The organism is Bacillus sp. EB106-06-01-XG163, assembly GCF_058791615.1.
Genome location: NZ_JBYTDS010000005.1, coordinates 82204 through 99440, shown reverse-complemented (window position 1 = coordinate 99440; position 17237 = coordinate 82204). Strand labels below are relative to the sequence as shown.

Genomic DNA, 17237 nt, shown 5'->3' with positions numbered 1-17237 from the left:
CTTTTCACCCTTTCAAAGAAGAATTAACGGCTTTGTTTGAGCTGAAATTCACTGATGACGTCAAATTCATCTTTGAGCTTGTCATACAGCCGCTCGTATAAGTAAAACAGCTCAATATATGTTTCGCTGTTTTTGACGTTCGGTTCATGGCGGTGAGAAATTCTGATCCAGTCCTGAACATCCTCGATCCGTTCCATTTCGCCAAGGCTGTGCAAAGCGAGAACGGCCGCTCCGAGCGCCGAGGCTTCGTAACTTTCCGGAACGAGGACTTCCCGTCCCATCGTATCGGACAAAATCTGCCTCCACAGCGGCGATCTCGCAAATCCTCCCGAAGCCCGCACGTCTTTTGCGGGGCCCGCCAAATCTCTCAGTGCGACACCGATTGAAAAGACGCTCATGATGACGCCTTCCAGCACCGCTCTGATAAAATGCTCCCGTTTATGGCGGAGGCTGATGCCGAAAAACGTTCCGCGGGCATTCGGATTCCAAAACGGCGCGCGCTCCCCTGATAAAAACGGCAGAAACAGCAATCCCTCAGAGCCTGCGGGCACTTTATCAGCGATATCAATCATTAAATCATACGGATCAATGCCGAGCCGCTTCGCCGTTTCGACTTCCGGAGAAGCGAATTCGTCTCGAAGCCAGCGCAGCATAATGCCTCCGTTATTCGTCGGGCCTCCGATGACCCAATGCTTGTCAGTCAGCGCGTAACAGAATGTCCGCGCTTTTTCATCCGTAATCGGCGCATCCGTCACCGAACGCACGGCTCCGCTTGTTCCGATCGTAACGGCCACTTCGCCTTTGCCGATCGCGCCGACTCCAAGGTTGGCGAGCACGCCGTCATTTGCGCCGATAATAAACGGTGTATCCGCATGAATGCCCATCCGTGCAGCGATTTCCGGCGCAAGGCCGCGCAGCTGATGAGTGGTCGGCACGATGTCCGACAGCTGATCTTCCCGGATTCCGGCAATCCGGAGCGCTTCTTCATCCCAGGAAAGCGTATCTAAACGGAACAGCCCCGTTGCCGAAGCGATCGAATAATCGACGACATAAGTTCCGAAAAACTCGTGCAGAATATATTCTTTAATACTGATGAATTTGGCGGTTTTCGCGAATGTCTCCTTGTCCTGTTCTTTCATCCACACAATTTTGGAAAGCGGAGACATCGGGTGAATCGGCGTACCCGTTCTTTTATAAATATCAAAACCGTTCATCTCTTTTAAAATACGTTTTGATTGCTCGGCGCTGCGGTTGTCCGCCCAAATGATGCTTTTGGTCAGCAGGCCGCCGTTTTGATCGACAGCTATCAATGAGTGCATGGCGGTGCTGATGCCGATTGCAAGCAGATTGTCAGGGCTCAGTCCGGCCTTTGTGACGGCGCCCCTGATGCTTCCGATAACAGCTTCCAGAATGTGCTCAGGATCCTGCTCGGCCCATGCCGGCTTTGGCTGTATTAAATCATAGTGAACCGAATGCTTGGCTAACACTTTGCCTCTTGGTCCGAACAGAACGGCTTTCGTACTGGTCGTGCCGATATCCAGACCGATAACAGCTTGGGTTTCCTTCATAATATATCCCGCCTAATCTGATTGAATAATAAGATAGATTGATAATGTATGCCCTTACAAAGTCAATTATAGGAATAATTTTTTTATAAATCAACGATGAAGAAGAAAATTTTTTTCATAAAATTGCCTCAATTCCCGCTGTATCGGCATTCTCTCTTTTGAAAAATAAATATTACAAACGTTTGTGCGCGATCATTTTTCTGATTTGCTGCAAGTTGGCGAGCGTTTTCTCCTGCCGCAGCCGGGCCGTGGCGAAATACAGGGTATCAATGACCGACAGCTGGGCAAGCCTTGCGGACATTGCTTCCGTTCTGAAAGCCGTCTCCCTTGTTGACGTATACAGCACCACGTCGGAAATCTGGGTGAGCGGCGACTTTTGGTAGCTTGTAATGCCGATCGTGCCGGCGCCGAGCGATTTGGCCGTTTTCACCGCGTCGAGCACGTCCTTGTTGCTTCCCGAATGAGAAATGCCGATGACTGCGCTTTCGGGACCGAGAAGACCCGCTGACATCGCCTGAAAGTGAGAATCCGTGTGCGCGATGCAATTTATACCCGTACGCATAAATTTATGATACGCGTCTATGGCGATCAGCCCGGAACCGCCGTTTCCGTAAAATTCGATTCTGTCTGCGCGGTGGATCATTTCTACCGCTTTTTCAACGTCGGCCGGATCTAATAAATGAAAGGTATCGGTCAGACCGGAAATGTTTGTGCGGAAAACTTTCTGGATGATGACTTCGATATCGTCGTCGGGGCTCATTTCTTCATGAATGTGCTGCACCGGCTCCTGAACGATCTCCTGAGCAAGCGCGATTTTTAAATCCTGATAGCCGGAAAAACCGAGCCGTTTGCACAGCCTGAAAATCGTCGCTTCAGAGCTTTTCGTTTTTTCCGCCAGCTGAATGATGGAAAGGTGAACCACGTCTTTCGGTTCCTTCACGATATGGTCTGCAATCGCTCTCAATTTTGGCGACAAACCTTTGCTGGCCGCCTGAATCTTCCCGATGCTGCTTGAATTCACAGGGGTCATGCTATAACCTCCCTACTCGAATGTAAACGCATACTTTTATGATAAAGCAAGTTTCAATATAAGGAAAACAGAATTTTAAAATTGTTTTTTCAATTTGGCGTATAAAAAAAGAGAAAAAGCCGCCGATGATAGAAAGTGAGGAGGCATCTGGATGAAAAAAGCATGGATTCTCGTCATATCATTCGGCATTGCGCTTGCGCTGTTTTTATACGCAAACACAAAGGTGAAAGCGGAAAGCGCGGCGCCCGGAAAGCAAAGCCTTGTGTCCGGATTTCAGCTGAGACTTTCGAATGACCGGGAAGGACAATAGACGGCAAAAATTAGTATTGACTTTGAAAATAGAAGACTGTATATTATGTTACTATATTCAGAAAATAAAAACTCAAGAGATTCATTTAACATAAAACACTGTGAACGGGAGCAGTAAAAGAATCCAGTCAGAAAAAGAGAGCCGCGGGTTGGTGCAACGCGGACTGATTGTTCTTTGAACTCGCCCGGAAGTGGCAGGGCGGAACGGAATTATCGGAATATTCCCTATGTCCTAACGGCTGACCTTCGTTAAAAGGTTTTTAAGCTGGATTCCGGATATTCGGGATCAACAAGAGTGGTACCGCGGCTGCCTGAGGCACGCCGTCTCTTTTCCCAAAGAGGCGGCGTGCTTTTTTATGTGATGAACACTTTTTGCGAGAGGGCGTGTGATAGATGGAAAAGGACAAGCAAACGTTAAAACGGACGATGTCGTCCAGACACATTATGATGATGGCGCTTGGAGGCGCAATCGGGGCCGGGCTCTTTAAAGGCAGCAGCACGGCGATTGATGAAGCGGGGCCGTCCGTGCTGCTGGCCTACCTCCTCGGCGGAATCATTCTGCTGTTTATTATGCAAGGGCTGGCCGAAATGGCAGTCAGAAACAAACATGCAAGGACGTTCCGTGATTTGGTTCAGCAGTCTCTCGGGTCGTACGCTGCATACTTTTTAGACTGGATCTATTGGAAAATGTGGGTGCTCAATATTGCCGCTGAGGCGGTCGTAGCCGCCATTTTCATTCAATATTGGCTGCCGGAATGTCCGATATGGATATTGGCTTTGATCATTTCCATCGTGGTGACGGTCGTAAACATGCTTTCTGTGAAACTGTTTGCCGAGACGGAGTACTGGCTCGCGCTCATTAAAATTACAGTGATTGTCATCTTTATTTTATGCGGGATTCTGCTTTTATTTTTCTCATTCGGCAATCACACGGCGCCGGGGCTGTCTCATTTAACGGATCACGGAGGGTTTTTCCCGCATGGAGCGGGGGGTGTCATTACGGCGATGCTCGTCGTGATCTACTCATACGGCGGAACGGAAATCATCGGCGTCACGCTGGCGGAGACAAAAAACCCCGAAAAGGTGATCCCGAAAGCTGTCCGTAGCACGTTAACGCGGATTGTCGCTTTTTACTTGCTGCCGTTTTTCATCATCGTCAGCCTGATTCCTTGGAATCAAGTCAACAGCGTTCCCGAAAGCCCGTTTGTCATAGTATTTAAGATGATCGGAATTCCGGGTGCCGACCATATTATGAATGCCGTCATTCTTCTTGCGATTATCTCGTCTATGAACTCGGGACTGTACGGATCATCCCGCGTCTTGTTTACGCAGGCTTCTGACGGCCGGCTGCCGAAAATCTTTTCAAAACTATCGAAGAAAAAGGTTCCCGTCTATGCGATTCTGACTTGTACGTCATTTTTATATGTAGGCGTCCTGATTTCTTTATTCGCAGGAAGCCAGACGTTTAATTATTTGATGGGTTCCCTCGGCTATACCGTGCTGTTCATCTGGCTGATTATCGGATTCGCCCATTTGAAATCAAGAAAACATTCAACAGAACAGCCGGCTTATTACGTCAAATGGTTCCCGTACACGACATGGTTTGCGGTGCTTGCGCTTTTGGCCATCCTGATCGGCGTAATTGCGACGACATCCATCGTCATCACATGCATCACTGCGGCCATCTATCTCCTCATTACGGCTGCGTATCTCGTGAAAGGGAGACGTCAATAAATAAAAAACTCTTGCCCCGCGGCAAGAGTTTTTTTAATGAACGGCCTTTTTTTCTGCGGCCAGAGCAGGTGTTTTCAGTTTCTTTGGTGTTATATTCACAAAACAAATGCTTGTGACGATCAGAAGCAGTCCGGCTAAAAGGCTGACGGTCAGCGGCTCATGCAGGAATATCGAGCTGACGGTAATGGATATGAGCGGGATCAGGAAGGTGTAAGAGGCAACCTTGCTTGCTTCCCCTGAACCGACAAGCGTAAAAAAGGCGAGCCAGCCGAGCGCGATAACAAAAACTGAAATGAACAGAAGGCTGAGAATGAACGGAGCTTTCCATTGAATCGCTGAAAAGCTTTCTGAAAAATGGCCGGAGCTGACAAGCAGCACGCCGCCGATCAGAAGCTGAAGAGCGACCATCCAGATAGAGTCCGCGCGTCCGCCCGTTCTTTTCACATATACCGTGCCGAGCGCCCAGCTGACCGCGGAGCCTAAGGCCAAAAGAATGCCGGCGATGGAAATATGGCCTCCGAAACCGGCTGCGCTGATGACGGCGACACCGGCAAAGCCCAGAATAAGACCGGCTATTTTTAAAGGATACATCGATTCCCCGAGCCACAGCCAAGAAAAAACGCCCATTAAAACCGGCTGGAAAAACACGATGGCTGAAAATAAGCCGGCAGGCAGGTAATTCAAGCCGACCGTTTGCAGGCCGTAAAATAAAGTAATATTTAAAATGGCAGAAATAAGATAGATCGGCCACGTTTCTTTAAAACGCAGCTTTTTAAAACGGGGCAGCGCCACCATTAATAATAGAAGTCCGCCGATCAGCGTGCGGATTCCGGCAAACAGAAGAGGCGGCGAATAGGCAAGCGCGGCCTTTGTCAGCGGCCAGTTAATTCCCCACACCGTGACTAGAAACGCCAGCATAAGAGCCGTCTGTATTTTCGAAAGCTGTTTCACGTCGTTCACTCCTTGTAGAACAATTCCATCATATGATACGGTAATCAGTAAGATAAATAAAATGAATCTTTTTTATAAGGAGCATAAGTAAAACGTTATGACGATTACACAACTGCGGGTTTTTGTTCAAATCGCTGAAACGGGAAGCTTTACAAAAGCGGGGCAGGCGCTGAATATGACGCAGCCCGCTGTCAGCCATGCCATCTCTGCGCTTGAGTCAGAGCTCGGCATCAAGCTGATCATCCGCGAGCGCCGCAACGGCGTAAGGCTCACGGACACGGGCGGAAAAATTCTCGTCCATATCAGAGAGGTGCTCAAAGGCATAGAAAAAGCCGAGCAGCTGGCGGCCGCGGAAAGAGGGCTTGAACAGGGAACGATTCACATCGGCACATTTCCGGCCGCTTCCGCTTATTTCATTCCAAAGCTGATCAGCGTGTTTAAAAAACGGTATCCGAAGCTTGAGTTGGTGCTTCATGAAGGAACGGTTAACGAAGTAAAGGAATGGCTCCGCTCCCGGGTAATAGATGTGGGTATCACTCTTTTTCCTACGGAAGACATGGAATATCTGCCGCTGAAAAAAGATAAAATGGCAGTCGTGCTTAGAAATGATCATCCGCTTTGCAGCTGTGAGTCAATCACTCTGAAAGATCTTGACCGCCAGCCGATGATCATCTGTGACGGAGGATACGAATCACCGTTTATTGATATGTTTAAGGAGGCAGGATCTGTGCTGACTGCCGCATTCACTGTTTACAACGTCAATACGTCCATCAGCATGATCAAAGAGGGGCTGGGAATTGCGATATTATCACAAATGTCTATGTCGGGAATATCGCTGCCGGAAAATGTCGTGACAAGAGAACTCAATCGTGCGGTGTACCGAGATGTTCTGCTTGCCGTTCCGTCCGTAAAGGAGGCTTCATTGGCGGCAAAACTTTTTATTCAAATCGCACAGGAACTCACAAAGAACGAATAAAAAAAGACCCTAATAATCATAGGGCCCTGAATCTTATCGGTTAATTTTAAAAGAATTTGTCGTATTGACAAGTTTTGAACCGCTGAACGTGGCTTTGACACGATAATAACCTGTCTTGCATCCTTTTAAAGAGAATGACTTAGTCACCCTTACTGAGAAAGAAAAGGTTGTTTTTTTACAAGTCGTCCATTTCTTTCCGGACTTTCGCTGTAAGTATAGGTTTCCTTTAAAAGTTCGATCTGACGGATACGCTGTACTGAGAGTAAAATCGACACTTTTCGCTTTTTTCGTGTAGTAGGAGGCATCGGTAAATCCGCTTACATTTAAATGCTGCTGAGTGCCGGAGTAAAAGTCTGCGGCATATGCCTTATCGGTGTTTCCTGTAAAGAAGATTGCTGCCAGTAAAGCTGTTGTGAGTGCCATTAAGATTTTTTTACGCATATAGACTATGACTTCCTTCCTATTCAATATCATACATATCTTAACATTATTGGGTTTGTTCTTTCAACGATAGATTTTCACTTTTATAGGATGAAAAGCTCATCATATCTGAATGTAATAGATTCATTCACACAAAGTTCACTAGTGACGACCGATGACTGATTGTTCGAATATCATCGAATCAAATTGTTTAACTCACGGGAAAAGCTGTGGTAAGGTGTGTGGTAGAGACCTTGTTTAAGATCTGCTTACACTAAACCATAAAGGAGAAAACGATGGCTGAACATACATTGAAAGATACTGCGTTTTCCGTATTGAATTTATCGCCGGTCGTACAGGGGGGAACGGTTGCTGAATCGTTCCGCAACAGCATGGATTTAGCGCGCCGCGCCGAGGAGTGGGGCTATAACCGCTATTGGCTTGCGGAGCATCATAATATAGAAGGAGTTGCCAGCTCGGCAACGGCGGTGCTGATCGGCCACATCGCCGGCGGCACGAAAAAAATCCGCGTCGGTTCTGGGGGTATTATGCTGCCGAATCATTCTTCACTTGTGATTGCGGAGCAATTCGGAACTCTTGAAACGTTGTATCCGGGGCGGATTGACCTGGGGCTCGGACGCGCGCCGGGGACCGACCAATTAACGGCGAGAGCCTTACGAAGAAACATAAACAGCGGGGAAGATTTTCCGGAGCAGCTTGAAGAATTGAGAAATTACTTCAAACCGTCCGGCAATGTGCGCAATCAAGTCCGCGCCATTCCGGGCGAAGGGCTGGACGTGCCGATCTGGCTTTTGGGCTCAAGCGGGTTCAGCGCGCGTCTTGCGGGAGAGCTCGGGCTTCCGTTCGCCTTTGCGGCTCACTTCTCACCGAAAAACACCGTGCCCGCTCTTGAGCTGTACCGCAGCTCCTTCCGTCCGTCAGACGTACTGGATCAACCGTACGCGATGGTCGGCGTCACCGTCATTGCCGCCGATACGGATGAAAAGGCGGAGCATCTGGCGACATCGCATTATCAAAGATTTTTAGACCTCGTCCGCGGCACGCCGAACCAGCTGAAGCCTCCTGTTGAAGACATGGATCAAATCTGGTCGCCGTATGAAAAAGCGATGGTCAATGAACAGCTCAGTTCAACGATCGTCGGCGGACCGGAGCGTGTGAAGGAAAAGCTGGAAAGCTTCATCCGGACAACACAGGCGGATGAAATCATGGTGAATTCAGAAAGCTTTGAGCATGCCGACAGAATGAGATCATTTGAAATCATTGCCGAATTAAAAAACAGCTGAGCAAAAAAAGCAATGTGCCGCGCACATTGCTTTTTTTATTCGCCGATCCGCTTGACTGAATTCCGGATGACGAGTTCCGGTTCATACACGACGTCGTCCTTCTTCGGTTTTTTATGTTCTAAGCAGTCGATGACGTATTTTGCCGCCGCTTTCCCCATAATGGATTTCGGATGCTTGACAGAGGTGAGCTTCACCTCGGAAATCTGGGCGAAATGTGAATCGTCATAGCCCATGACCGATACGTCATCAGGTACCTTTAACCCGAATTCCCTGAGAAGATTAATCGTCTTCAGCGCAATTTCGTCATTGTAGCAAAGAATGGCCGTCGGATGTGATCCGCTGTTTTGCTCAAGGGTATGCTTAATTTTTTGGAGAAGCACGGTTTCTTTTTCCTCAGTCGTATAAGTCACGATCATGTCCGGAGACGGAAAAATCCCGCGCTCCCGATGCGCCTGCAGATAGCCGTTCATCCGTTTGACGCCCTGCGTGTCATCCGCTTTAAAGATTCCCATAATGTGCGTGTGGCCGAGGGACATGACGTATTCGCAAGCCATCATGCCGCCTTTGACATCATTGACGGAAAAGCTTGGTGCGGCCAGCTCCGCATAAGAGGCGTTAATCATGGCAAACGGAATGCCGTTTTTCTCCAGATTGAGATAGTAGCCGATGTTGGGCGTCTGCAGCGCGCTTTTCGTAGGCTCGACAATCAGCCCGTCTATATTTTTGGACAGCAGGTTTTCAAGACCGCGCCGTTCACTTTCTGTATTGTTGTTGGTGCTCGTCAGCAGCATGGAATAGCCCTGTTCGCTTAAATAAGATTCGATTCCCCTGATGATGCTCGGAAAAATATAGTCTGATATGTACGTTGTAATGACGCCGATCGTTTTGTTTGAATGCATGGCTGATTTCGCCGTGCGTGAAGCGACAAAGGTGCCTCCGCCCTGAACGCTGTACAGCAGCCCCTGCGAGACCAAATCTCCGATCGCCTTTCTGATGGTATGGCGGCTGACGCCGAACTGCTGCATCAGCTCATTTTCCGTAGGCAGCTTTTCGTCCGGCTGTATTTTTCCTTGATTCAGCCATGAACAAATTTCTTCTTTTACTTGAGCATATTTCGGTAGCATATCAATTCCTCCAAAATGTATACGGACAAATTCCAGTATAACATAGTAAGCCCTTTCATCAAGCTGTAAAAATAATTGACAGATTATGAAAAACTGCTTATTCTTTATTTGTACGTACTAATTTTCCTTATTTTTAGATAAAATTCTTCATAAGTACGTACAAATGTGGCGGTTCTGAAGAAAACAAAGCAACATCAAGCGCCGCACTCAGATTTGTAAGCGTTTTTATTCTATTATTCGCGGGAGGGTAAAATTCATGAAGAATCACCCGGCACCAATTGGCTCAAATGTACCTGTCACTCGGCAGCACTCCAAGTGGTTTGTCATTCTCATCTCATGCGCGGCCGGACTGGGAGGGCTTTTGTACGGTTATGACACGGCGGTGATTTCCGGCGCCATCGGTTTCCTGAAAGATTTGTACCGCTTAAGTCCTTTTATGGAAGGGCTCGTGATTTCAAGCATTATGATCGGCGGTGTTTTCGGCGTCGGGATTTCCGGATTTTTGAGTGACCGTTTCGGACGGAGAAAGATTTTGATGGCAGCGGCGCTGTTGTTTGCGGTGTCAGCGGTTGTCTCTGCGCTTTCTCAAAGTGTGTCTTCCTTAGTGATCGCCAGAGTCATCGGCGGTCTGGGAATCGGCATGGGCTCCTCGCTTTCTGTCACGTATATTACCGAAGCCGCTCCGCCGGCCATACGCGGCAGTCTGTCTTCACTGTATCAGCTGTTTACGATATTAGGGATATCCGGCACTTATTTTATTAACCTCGCCGTCCAGCAGTCCGGCTCGTATGAATGGGGAGTGCACACCGGCTGGCGGTGGATGCTCGCTTACGGCATGATTCCGTCCGTCATCTTTTTTATCGTGCTGCTTATCGTGCCGGAAAGTCCGCGCTGGCTTGCGAAAGCGGGGCGCCGAAATGAAGCCCTCGCCGTGCTGACGCGCATTAACGGCGAGCAGACCGCGAAAGAAGAAATCAAACAAATCGAAACGTCTTTACAATTAGAAAAAATGGGTTCATTGTCTCAGCTGTTTAAGCCGGGGCTGAGAAAAGCGCTTGTGATCGGGATTCTGCTGGCTTTATTCAATCAGGTCATCGGCATGAACGCAATTACGTATTACGGGCCGGAAATTTTCAAAATGATGGGCTTCGGACAGAATGCGGGGTTTATCACGACATGCATCGTCGGTGTCGTTGAAGTGATTTTCACCATTATCGCGGTTCTTTTAGTCGATAAGGTGGGCCGGAAAAAGCTGATGGGGGTCGGATCTGCCTTTATGGCGCTGTTCATGATCTTAATCGGGGCATCCTTTTATTTTCAGCTGGCGAGCGGTCCGGCTTTAGTCGTCATCATATTGGGATTCGTCGCCGCTTTCTGCGTTTCAGTCGGGCCGATTACGTGGATCATGATTTCGGAAATCTTTCCGAACCACCTCCGCGCACGCGCCGCCGGTATTGCGACGATATTCTTATGGGGGGCCAACTGGGCGATCGGCCAGTTCGTGCCGATGATGATCAGCGGGTTGGGGCTCGCGTACACCTTCTGGATATTCGCCGTCATTAATATTCTCTGTTTCTTGTTTGTCGTGACGATCTGCCCTGAGACGAAAAATAAATCATTAGAAGAAATAGAAAAACTCTGGATAAAATGAAAGCGTTTTACGACAAAAGTCCGCTCCGGCGGGCTTTTGTCTGTCACCTTCATTCCGTTTCTGTATATAATGACTGTATCAAGGAGATACTGGAAAATCCTGCGAAGAATGTCGAGGAATTGACCTTTAACAGTTGAATTAACAATGTCATCCTGTTAAAATAATTAAAGAAAGCAGACATAATTTTTTTTGGCTATGATGGGACGTTTTTTGTCATAGCGGGACATTTTCTGTCCAGTATGAATAGGAAGGAACGTTTGAGTCATGAACCAGTTAATACAAGCTCAAAAAAAATTATTGCCTGATCTTTTGCTTGTGATGCAGAAAAGATTTGAAATCTTGCAGTATATCAGGCTTACCGAACCGATCGGCCGCAGAAGTCTTGCAGCCAGTCTCGGATTGACCGAGCGCGTTCTCAGAAGCGAGGTTCAGTTTTTGAAAGAACAGAATCTCATCGATATTAAAACAAACGGCATGACAATGACGGAAGAGGGCTATTCACTGCTTTCGATTCTGGAAGATACGATGAAGGATGTTTTAGGGTTGACGCTTTTGGAAAAGACATTAAAAGAGCGGCTTAATCTGAAAGACGCCATTATCGTTTCCGGTGACAGCGATCAATCTCCTTGGGTCAAAAAAGAATTAGGGAGAGCGGCCGTTGCATGTATGAAAAAGAGATTTTCAGGCAAAAATATCGTCGCTGTAACCGGCGGTACGACAATTGAAGCCGTCGCCGATATGATGACGCCGGATTCAAAAAACCGCGAGCTCCTGTTTGTGCCCGCAAGAGGCGGTTTAGGCGAAGATGTGAAAAACCAGGCGAACACCATATGCGCGCATATGGCGGAAAAGGCTTCAGGCACTTATCGGCTTTTGTTCGTTCCCGGACAGCTGTCACAAGGCGCCTACTCATCTATTATTGAAGAACCTTCCGTAAAAGAGGTGCTTCACACGATTAAATCAGCGAGTATGCTCGTTCACGGAATCGGCGAAGCTAGAACAATGGCGGAGCGAAGAAACACGCCTTTGGAAGATTTGAAGAAAATAGATGACAATCATGCGGTGACAGAGGCATTCGGCTACTACTTTAATGCGGACGGAGAAGTCGTTCACAAGGTGCATTCAGTCGGAATGCAGCTTGATGACCTCGATGCCATTCCCGACATTATCGCGGTAGCGGGCGGATCATCAAAAGCAGAAGCAATCGAAGCTTATTTTAAAAAGCAGCGAAACACGGTTCTCGTCACGGACGAAGGAGCCGCAAAGAAGTTATTAAGGGATAACAGTCCCTCAATATAAATATCTCTCACTTATTTAAAGGAGGAAATAATCATGGCAGTAAAAGTCGGTATTAACGGTTTTGGTCGTATTGGACGTAACGTATTCCGCGCAGCATTAAACAATCCTGAAGTTGAGGTAGTAGCGGTTAACGATTTAACAGACGCTAACATGCTTGCTCATCTTTTACAATATGATTCCGTACACGGAAAATTAGATGCAGAAGTTAAAGTTGACGGCAGCAACCTTGTTGTTAACGGCAAAACAATCGAAGTTTCTGCTGAGCGCGATCCTGCGAAACTCAGCTGGGGCAAACAAGGCGTTGAAATCGTAGTTGAATCTACTGGTTTCTTCACAAAACGCGCAGACGCTGCGAAACATTTAGAAGCAGGCGCGAAAAAAGTTATCATCTCTGCACCTGCTAACGAAGAAGATATCACAATCGTTATGGGTGTTAACGAAGACAAATACGATGCGGCTAACCACCATGTTATCTCTAACGCATCTTGCACAACAAACTGCCTTGCGCCGTTTGCAAAAGTACTTAACGACAAATTCGGCATCAAACGCGGTATGATGACAACTGTTCACTCTTACACAAACGATCAGCAAATTCTTGATCTTCCGCACAAAGACTACCGTCGTGCGCGTGCAGCAGCTGAAAACATCATTCCTACATCAACTGGTGCTGCTAAAGCAGTTTCCCTTGTTCTTCCTGAACTGAAAGGCAAACTGAACGGCGGAGCTATGCGTGTGCCGACTCCAAACGTTTCTCTTGTTGACCTAGTTGCTGAACTGAACAAAGACGTAACGGCTGAAGATGTAAACGCAGCTCTTAAAGAAGCGGCTGAAGGCGATCTTAAAGGAATCCTTGGCTACAGCGAAGAGCCATTAGTATCCGGAGACTACAACGGCAATGCTAACTCTTCTACAATCGATGCTCTTTCTACAATGGTTATGGAAGGCAGCATGGTAAAAGTAATCTCTTGGTACGATAACGAAAGCGGCTACTCTAACCGCGTTGTTGACCTTGCAGCTTACATCGCAAAACAAGGTCTTTAATTCATAGCTCCCGGAAAGGGCCGGACTTGGTTCTTTCGGACAGAAACGCTATAATGAAAGCGGACAAGGGAAGGGGACGGACTCCCTTTCCCTTTTTCCATGAGAACCGGCTTTCAGAAAGCGCCGGATTGCTGCAGAACGTCCGCGTTTTGAAGTTTCCGCGGCACTTTCGTTTTCTGAGCCGCCTGCCCTGGCTCAGAAGACGATCTGCCCCGTGCCCGGAAGCTGCAATCTGCCCCGCGGCGGAAGCATCATGAGGCGGTTTCACGTTTCACGTTTTTCGTGCTATGCAAACCATTTTGAAGGAGGATCTCCTAAGGCATGAATAAAAAAACAGTAAAAGACATCGACGTAAAAGGCAAAGTCGTATTCTGCCGCGTTGACTTTAACGTTCCAATGAAAGACGGGGAAGTAACAGACGATACTCGTATCCGCGCTGCGCTTCCAACAATCAAACACCTTGCAGACCAGGGCGCGAAAGTCCTTCTTGCGAGCCACTTAGGCCGCCCGAAAGGCGAAGTGGTTGAGGAGCTTCGTTTAACTCCTGTCGCTGCACGCTTAGGCGAACTGCTCGGCAAAGAAGTGAAAAAAGCGGATGAAGCTTACGGCGATGCTGTAAAAGCACAAATTTCTGATATGAAGGACGGAGACGTTCTTGTATTGGAAAACGTACGTTTCTACCCTGGCGAAGAGAAAAATGATCCTGAGCTTGCTAAAGCATTTGCTGAGCTTGCGGATGTATATGTCAATGACGCATTCGGTGCTGCCCACCGTGCTCACGCATCTACAGCCGGAATTGCCGAGCATCTGCCGGCGGTTGCAGGATTCCTGATGGAAAAAGAGCTTGACGTTCTCGGCAAAGCCGTGACAAATCCTGAGCGCCCGTTTACGGCAATCATCGGCGGCGCGAAAGTAAAAGACAAAATCGGTGTAATCGAAAGTCTGCTTGATAAAGTGGACAACTTGATCATCGGCGGAGGTCTTGCTTACACATTCGTAAAAGCGCTTGGTTATGAAGTCGGTAAATCTCTTCTTGAAGAAGATAAAATCGAACTTGCAAAATCATTCATGGACCGCGCGAAAGAAAAAGGCGTTAAATTCTATATGCCGGAAGACGTTCTCGTTGCTGATGATTTCTCTAACGATGCAAACGTCCAAATCGTGCCGATCTCTGAGATCCCAAGTGATTTAGAAGCGATCGACATCGGAACGAAAACCCGCGAAACGTACGCTGAAGTTATCAAAAACAGCAAACTTGTCGTATGGAACGGACCGATGGGCGTATTCGAAATCGACTTGTTCGCTCAAGGCACAAAAGCAGTGGCTGAAGCATTGGCAGAGGCTAATGATACATACTCTGTCATCGGCGGAGGAGACTCTGCGGCAGCCGTTGAAAAATTCGGCCTTGCTGACAAAATGAGCCATATCTCAACAGGCGGCGGCGCATCCCTTGAATTCATGGAAGGCAAAGAGCTTCCAGGTGTAGCTGCGCTGAACGATAAATAAAAACTGCTATAAGGAAGTGGAACAGATGAGAAAACCAATTATAGCCGGTAACTGGAAAATGAACAAAACACTCGGCGAGGCTGTCAGCTTCGTTGAAGAAGTGAAATCTTCCATTCCAGCAGCAGACAAAGCGGAAGCCGTTGTTTGCGCACCAGCTCTTTTCTTAGAAAAGCTGACTTCTGCTGTTAAAGGAACTGACCTGAAAGTCGGCGCCCAAAACATGCATTTTGAAGAAAACGGTGCGTTCACAGGTGAAATCAGCCCGGTCGCTCTGAAAGACCTTGGCGTGGATTACTGCGTCATCGGCCACTCTGAGCGCCGTGAAATGTTCGCTGAAACTGATGAAACAGTTAACAAAAAAGCGCATGCCGCTTTCAAACACGGCATTGTGCCGATCATTTGCGTAGGTGAAACGCTTGAAGAGCGCGAAGCCGGAAAAACAAATGATCTTGTTGCCGATCAAGTGAAAAAAGGTCTTGCGGGTCTTTCTGAAGAGCAAGTTGCCGCTTCCGTTATTGCGTACGAGCCAATCTGGGCAATCGGAACAGGCAAATCTTCTACAGCGAAAGATGCTAACGACGTCTGCGCGCATATCCGTAAAGTCGTTGCTGAAAGCTTCAGCCAGGAAACTGCTGACAAGCTCCGCATTCAATACGGCGGCAGCGTAAAACCTGCAAATATTAAAGAATATATGGCAGAGTCCGATATTGACGGTGCTTTGGTCGGCGGCGCAAGCCTTGAACCGCAGTCATTCGTTCAATTATTGGAGGAAGGTCAATATGAGTAAAAAACCAGCTGCACTCATCATTCTTGATGGGTTCGGATTACGCAATGAAACAGTCGGAAACGCAGTCGCACAAGCGAAAAAACCGAATTTCGACCGTTATTGGAACCAATACCCTCATCAGACGCTGACGGCATCAGGCGAAGCAGTCGGACTGCCTGAAGGACAGATGGGGAACTCTGAAGTCGGTCATTTGAATATCGGCGCAGGACGTATTGTGTACCAAAGCTTAACACGCGTGAACGTTGCCATCCGCGAAGGCGAATTCGAACGCAATCAAACGTTCCTTGACGCCATCAAAAACGCGAAAGACAACGACAAAGCGCTGCACCTGTTCGGCCTTCTTTCTGACGGAGGCGTACACAGTCATATCAATCATTTATTCGCGCTGCTGAAGCTTGCGAAAAGTGAAGGACTGACGAAGGTGTATATTCACGGTTTCCTCGACGGCCGCGATGTAGGTCCGCAAACGGCGAAAACTTACATTCAGCAGCTGAATGAGCAGATCGAAGAAATCGGTGTCGGCGAAATCGCCAGCATTTCCGGACGCTACTACTCCATGGACCGCGACAAACGCTGGGACCGTGTGGAAAAAGCGTACCGCGCAATGGCTTACGGCGAAGGCCCGTCTTACCGCAGCGCGATGGATGTAGTCGACGATTCTTATGCGAACGGCATTCATGATGAATTCGTCATTCCGTCCGTCATCACAAAAGAAAACGGTGAACCCGTTGCGAAAATTCATGACGGCGATTCTGTGATTTTCTATAATTTCAGACCAGACCGCGCCATCCAGATTTCAAACACGTTTACCAACAAAGATTTCCGCGATTTCGACCGCGGTGAAAATCATCCGAAAAACCTGTATTTCGTCTGCCTGACTCACTTCAGTGAATCTGTTGACGGATATGTGGCTTTTAAACCGGTAAACCTTGACAATACGGTCGGTGAAGTATTGGCACAGCACGGGTTAAAACAGCTTCGCATTGCAGAAACTGAAAAGTATCCGCACGTTACGTTCTTTATGAGCGGCGGCCGCGAAGAAGAATTCCCGGGCGAAGAGCGCATCCTCATTAACTCGCCGAAGGTCGCGACATATGACTTGAAGCCTGAAATGAGCGCGTATGAAGTGAAGGATGCTCTTGTAAAAGAAATCGCGGCTGACAAGCACGACGCGATCATCCTGAATTTTGCAAACCCTGACATGGTCGGCCACTCCGGAATGGTCGAACCGACGATTAAAGCAATTGAAGCAGTGGATGAATGCTTAGGCGAAGTGGTTGACGCCATCATCGCTAAAGGCGGACATGCCATCATTACCGCTGATCACGGTAATGCAGACATTCTGATTACAGAAACAGGCGAACCGCACACTGCCCATACGACAAACCCAGTCCCTGTCATTGTGACGAAAGAAGGCGTGACGCTGCGCGAAGGCGGAATCCTAGGCGACCTCGCACCAACGTTATTAGACCTTCTCGGTGTTGAAAAACCGAAAGAAATGACCGGAACATCTTTAATTCAAAAATAAGCGTAAATC

The 17237-nt window shown here is 48.0% G+C and carries 15 protein-coding genes and 1 other annotated feature; of the genes, 10 read left to right on the top strand and 5 right to left on the bottom strand.

Features of this window, described 5'->3' with window-relative positions:
* Window positions 1-23 precede the first annotated feature (23 nt).
* Window positions 24-1568: a gluconokinase gene (gntK, locus tag AC3WTF_RS08040; protein ID WP_007407372.1), complete on the bottom strand. Its 1545-nt coding sequence runs from the start codon at window positions 1566-1568 to the stop codon at window positions 24-26.
* A gap of 172 nt (window positions 1569-1740) precedes the next feature.
* Window positions 1741-2598, bottom strand: coding sequence for a MurR/RpiR family transcriptional regulator (locus AC3WTF_RS08035; protein ID WP_047936221.1), 858 nt, complete (start codon window positions 2596-2598; stop codon window positions 1741-1743).
* A 151-nt stretch (window positions 2599-2749) separates the two neighbouring features.
* On the opposite strand from AC3WTF_RS08035, the gene AC3WTF_RS08030 reads away from it, so the two are divergent.
* Both AC3WTF_RS08030 and AC3WTF_RS08025 read left to right on the top strand, forming a co-directional pair.
* Window positions 2750-2908 (top strand): hypothetical protein, encoded by a 159-nt coding sequence (locus tag AC3WTF_RS08030; RefSeq protein ID WP_007613883.1) that lies wholly within the window; start codon window positions 2750-2752, stop codon window positions 2906-2908.
* 91 nt (window positions 2909-2999) lie between these two features.
* Window positions 3000-3239, top strand: a binding site (T-box leader).
* Window positions 3240-3300: 61 nt separating this feature from the next.
* The gene (locus tag AC3WTF_RS08025; RefSeq protein WP_007407366.1) at window positions 3301-4641 is read left to right on the top strand and encodes an amino acid permease; all 1341 of its coding nucleotides are present in this window, start codon (window positions 3301-3303) and stop codon (window positions 4639-4641) included.
* Window positions 4642-4674: 33 nt separating this feature from the next.
* Here the strand turns inward: AC3WTF_RS08025 and AC3WTF_RS08020 are convergent, their stop codons facing one another.
* Window positions 4675-5592, bottom strand: coding sequence for a DMT family transporter (locus AC3WTF_RS08020; protein WP_032876372.1), 918 nt, complete (start codon window positions 5590-5592; stop codon window positions 4675-4677).
* A 97-nt stretch (window positions 5593-5689) separates the two neighbouring features.
* Here AC3WTF_RS08020 and AC3WTF_RS08015 point away from each other — a divergent pair, with 97 nt between their 5' ends.
* A complete protein-coding gene (locus AC3WTF_RS08015) occupies window positions 5690-6568 on the top strand; it encodes a LysR family transcriptional regulator (RefSeq protein WP_020956365.1) in 879 nt (292 codons plus the stop codon).
* A 33-nt stretch (window positions 6569-6601) separates the two neighbouring features.
* Here the strand turns inward: AC3WTF_RS08015 and AC3WTF_RS08010 are convergent, their stop codons facing one another.
* Complete coding sequence (locus AC3WTF_RS08010; protein ID WP_003151600.1) at window positions 6602-7009, bottom strand: hypothetical protein; 408 nt, start codon at window positions 7007-7009, stop codon at window positions 6602-6604.
* A 275-nt stretch (window positions 7010-7284) separates the two neighbouring features.
* Here AC3WTF_RS08010 and AC3WTF_RS08005 point away from each other — a divergent pair, with 275 nt between their 5' ends.
* Window positions 7285-8292, top strand: a complete 1008-nt coding sequence (locus AC3WTF_RS08005; RefSeq protein WP_007613877.1) for an LLM class flavin-dependent oxidoreductase — start codon at window positions 7285-7287, stop codon at window positions 8290-8292.
* A 35-nt stretch (window positions 8293-8327) separates the two neighbouring features.
* On the opposite strand, the gene araR is transcribed toward AC3WTF_RS08005, so the two are convergent.
* Window positions 8328-9416: an arabinose utilization transcriptional regulator AraR gene (araR, locus tag AC3WTF_RS08000; RefSeq protein WP_007409953.1), complete on the bottom strand. Its 1089-nt coding sequence runs from the start codon at window positions 9414-9416 to the stop codon at window positions 8328-8330.
* Window positions 9417-9672: 256 nt separating this feature from the next.
* Between araR and araE the strand changes: the two genes are divergently transcribed.
* From araE to gpmI, 6 genes are all read left to right on the top strand, one after another.
* The gene (gene araE / locus AC3WTF_RS07995) at window positions 9673-11067 is read left to right on the top strand and encodes an arabinose-proton symporter AraE (RefSeq protein WP_003151605.1); all 1395 of its coding nucleotides are present in this window, start codon (window positions 9673-9675) and stop codon (window positions 11065-11067) included.
* A 264-nt stretch (window positions 11068-11331) separates the two neighbouring features.
* On the top strand, window positions 11332-12366 hold the full coding sequence (gene cggR / locus AC3WTF_RS07990; RefSeq protein WP_003151607.1) for a gapA transcriptional regulator CggR: 1035 nt from the start codon (window positions 11332-11334) through the stop codon (window positions 12364-12366).
* A 33-nt stretch (window positions 12367-12399) separates the two neighbouring features.
* Entirely contained in the window at window positions 12400-13407 is a 1008-nt protein-coding gene (gap, locus tag AC3WTF_RS07985) for a type I glyceraldehyde-3-phosphate dehydrogenase (protein WP_003151611.1), read from the top strand.
* Between the two features lie 321 nt (window positions 13408-13728).
* On the top strand, window positions 13729-14913 hold the full coding sequence (locus AC3WTF_RS07980) for a phosphoglycerate kinase (RefSeq protein ID WP_003151616.1): 1185 nt from the start codon (window positions 13729-13731) through the stop codon (window positions 14911-14913).
* A 25-nt stretch (window positions 14914-14938) separates the two neighbouring features.
* Window positions 14939-15700 (top strand): triose-phosphate isomerase, encoded by a 762-nt coding sequence (tpiA, locus tag AC3WTF_RS07975; protein ID WP_003151618.1) that lies wholly within the window; start codon window positions 14939-14941, stop codon window positions 15698-15700.
* A complete protein-coding gene (gene gpmI / locus AC3WTF_RS07970; protein WP_003151620.1) occupies window positions 15693-17228 on the top strand; it encodes a 2,3-bisphosphoglycerate-independent phosphoglycerate mutase in 1536 nt (511 codons plus the stop codon). Before tpiA ends, gpmI begins: the two co-directional genes overlap by 8 nt.
* The last annotated feature ends 9 nt before the right edge of the window (window positions 17229-17237 follow it).

What these genes read in the sequence shown, in the direction of transcription:
- gap (WP_003151611.1), top strand. Translation starts at nt 12,400, where the DNA reads ATGGCAGTAAAAGTCGGTATTAACGGTTTTGGTCGTATTGGACGTAAC.
- cggR (WP_003151607.1), top strand. Translation starts at nt 11,332, where the DNA reads ATGAACCAGTTAATACAAGCTCAAAAAAAATTATTGCCTGATCTTTTG.
- AC3WTF_RS08010 (WP_003151600.1), bottom strand. Translation starts at nt 7,009, where the DNA reads ATGCGTAAAAAAATCTTAATGGCACTCACAACAGCTTTACTGGCAGCA.
- AC3WTF_RS08025 (WP_007407366.1), top strand. Translation starts at nt 3,301, where the DNA reads ATGGAAAAGGACAAGCAAACGTTAAAACGGACGATGTCGTCCAGACAC.
- gpmI (WP_003151620.1), top strand. Translation starts at nt 15,693, where the DNA reads ATGAGTAAAAAACCAGCTGCACTCATCATTCTTGATGGGTTCGGATTA.
- AC3WTF_RS07980 (WP_003151616.1), top strand. Translation starts at nt 13,729, where the DNA reads ATGAATAAAAAAACAGTAAAAGACATCGACGTAAAAGGCAAAGTCGTA.
- tpiA (WP_003151618.1), top strand. Translation starts at nt 14,939, where the DNA reads ATGAGAAAACCAATTATAGCCGGTAACTGGAAAATGAACAAAACACTC.
- AC3WTF_RS08015 (WP_020956365.1), top strand. Translation starts at nt 5,690, where the DNA reads ATGACGATTACACAACTGCGGGTTTTTGTTCAAATCGCTGAAACGGGA.
- AC3WTF_RS08035 (WP_047936221.1), bottom strand. Translation starts at nt 2,598, where the DNA reads ATGACCCCTGTGAATTCAAGCAGCATCGGGAAGATTCAGGCGGCCAGC.
- araR (WP_007409953.1), bottom strand. Translation starts at nt 9,416, where the DNA reads ATGCTACCGAAATATGCTCAAGTAAAAGAAGAAATTTGTTCATGGCTG.
- araE (WP_003151605.1), top strand. Translation starts at nt 9,673, where the DNA reads ATGAAGAATCACCCGGCACCAATTGGCTCAAATGTACCTGTCACTCGG.
- AC3WTF_RS08005 (WP_007613877.1), top strand. Translation starts at nt 7,285, where the DNA reads ATGGCTGAACATACATTGAAAGATACTGCGTTTTCCGTATTGAATTTA.
- gntK (WP_007407372.1), bottom strand. Translation starts at nt 1,568, where the DNA reads ATGAAGGAAACCCAAGCTGTTATCGGTCTGGATATCGGCACGACCAGT.
- AC3WTF_RS08030 (WP_007613883.1), top strand. Translation starts at nt 2,750, where the DNA reads ATGAAAAAAGCATGGATTCTCGTCATATCATTCGGCATTGCGCTTGCG.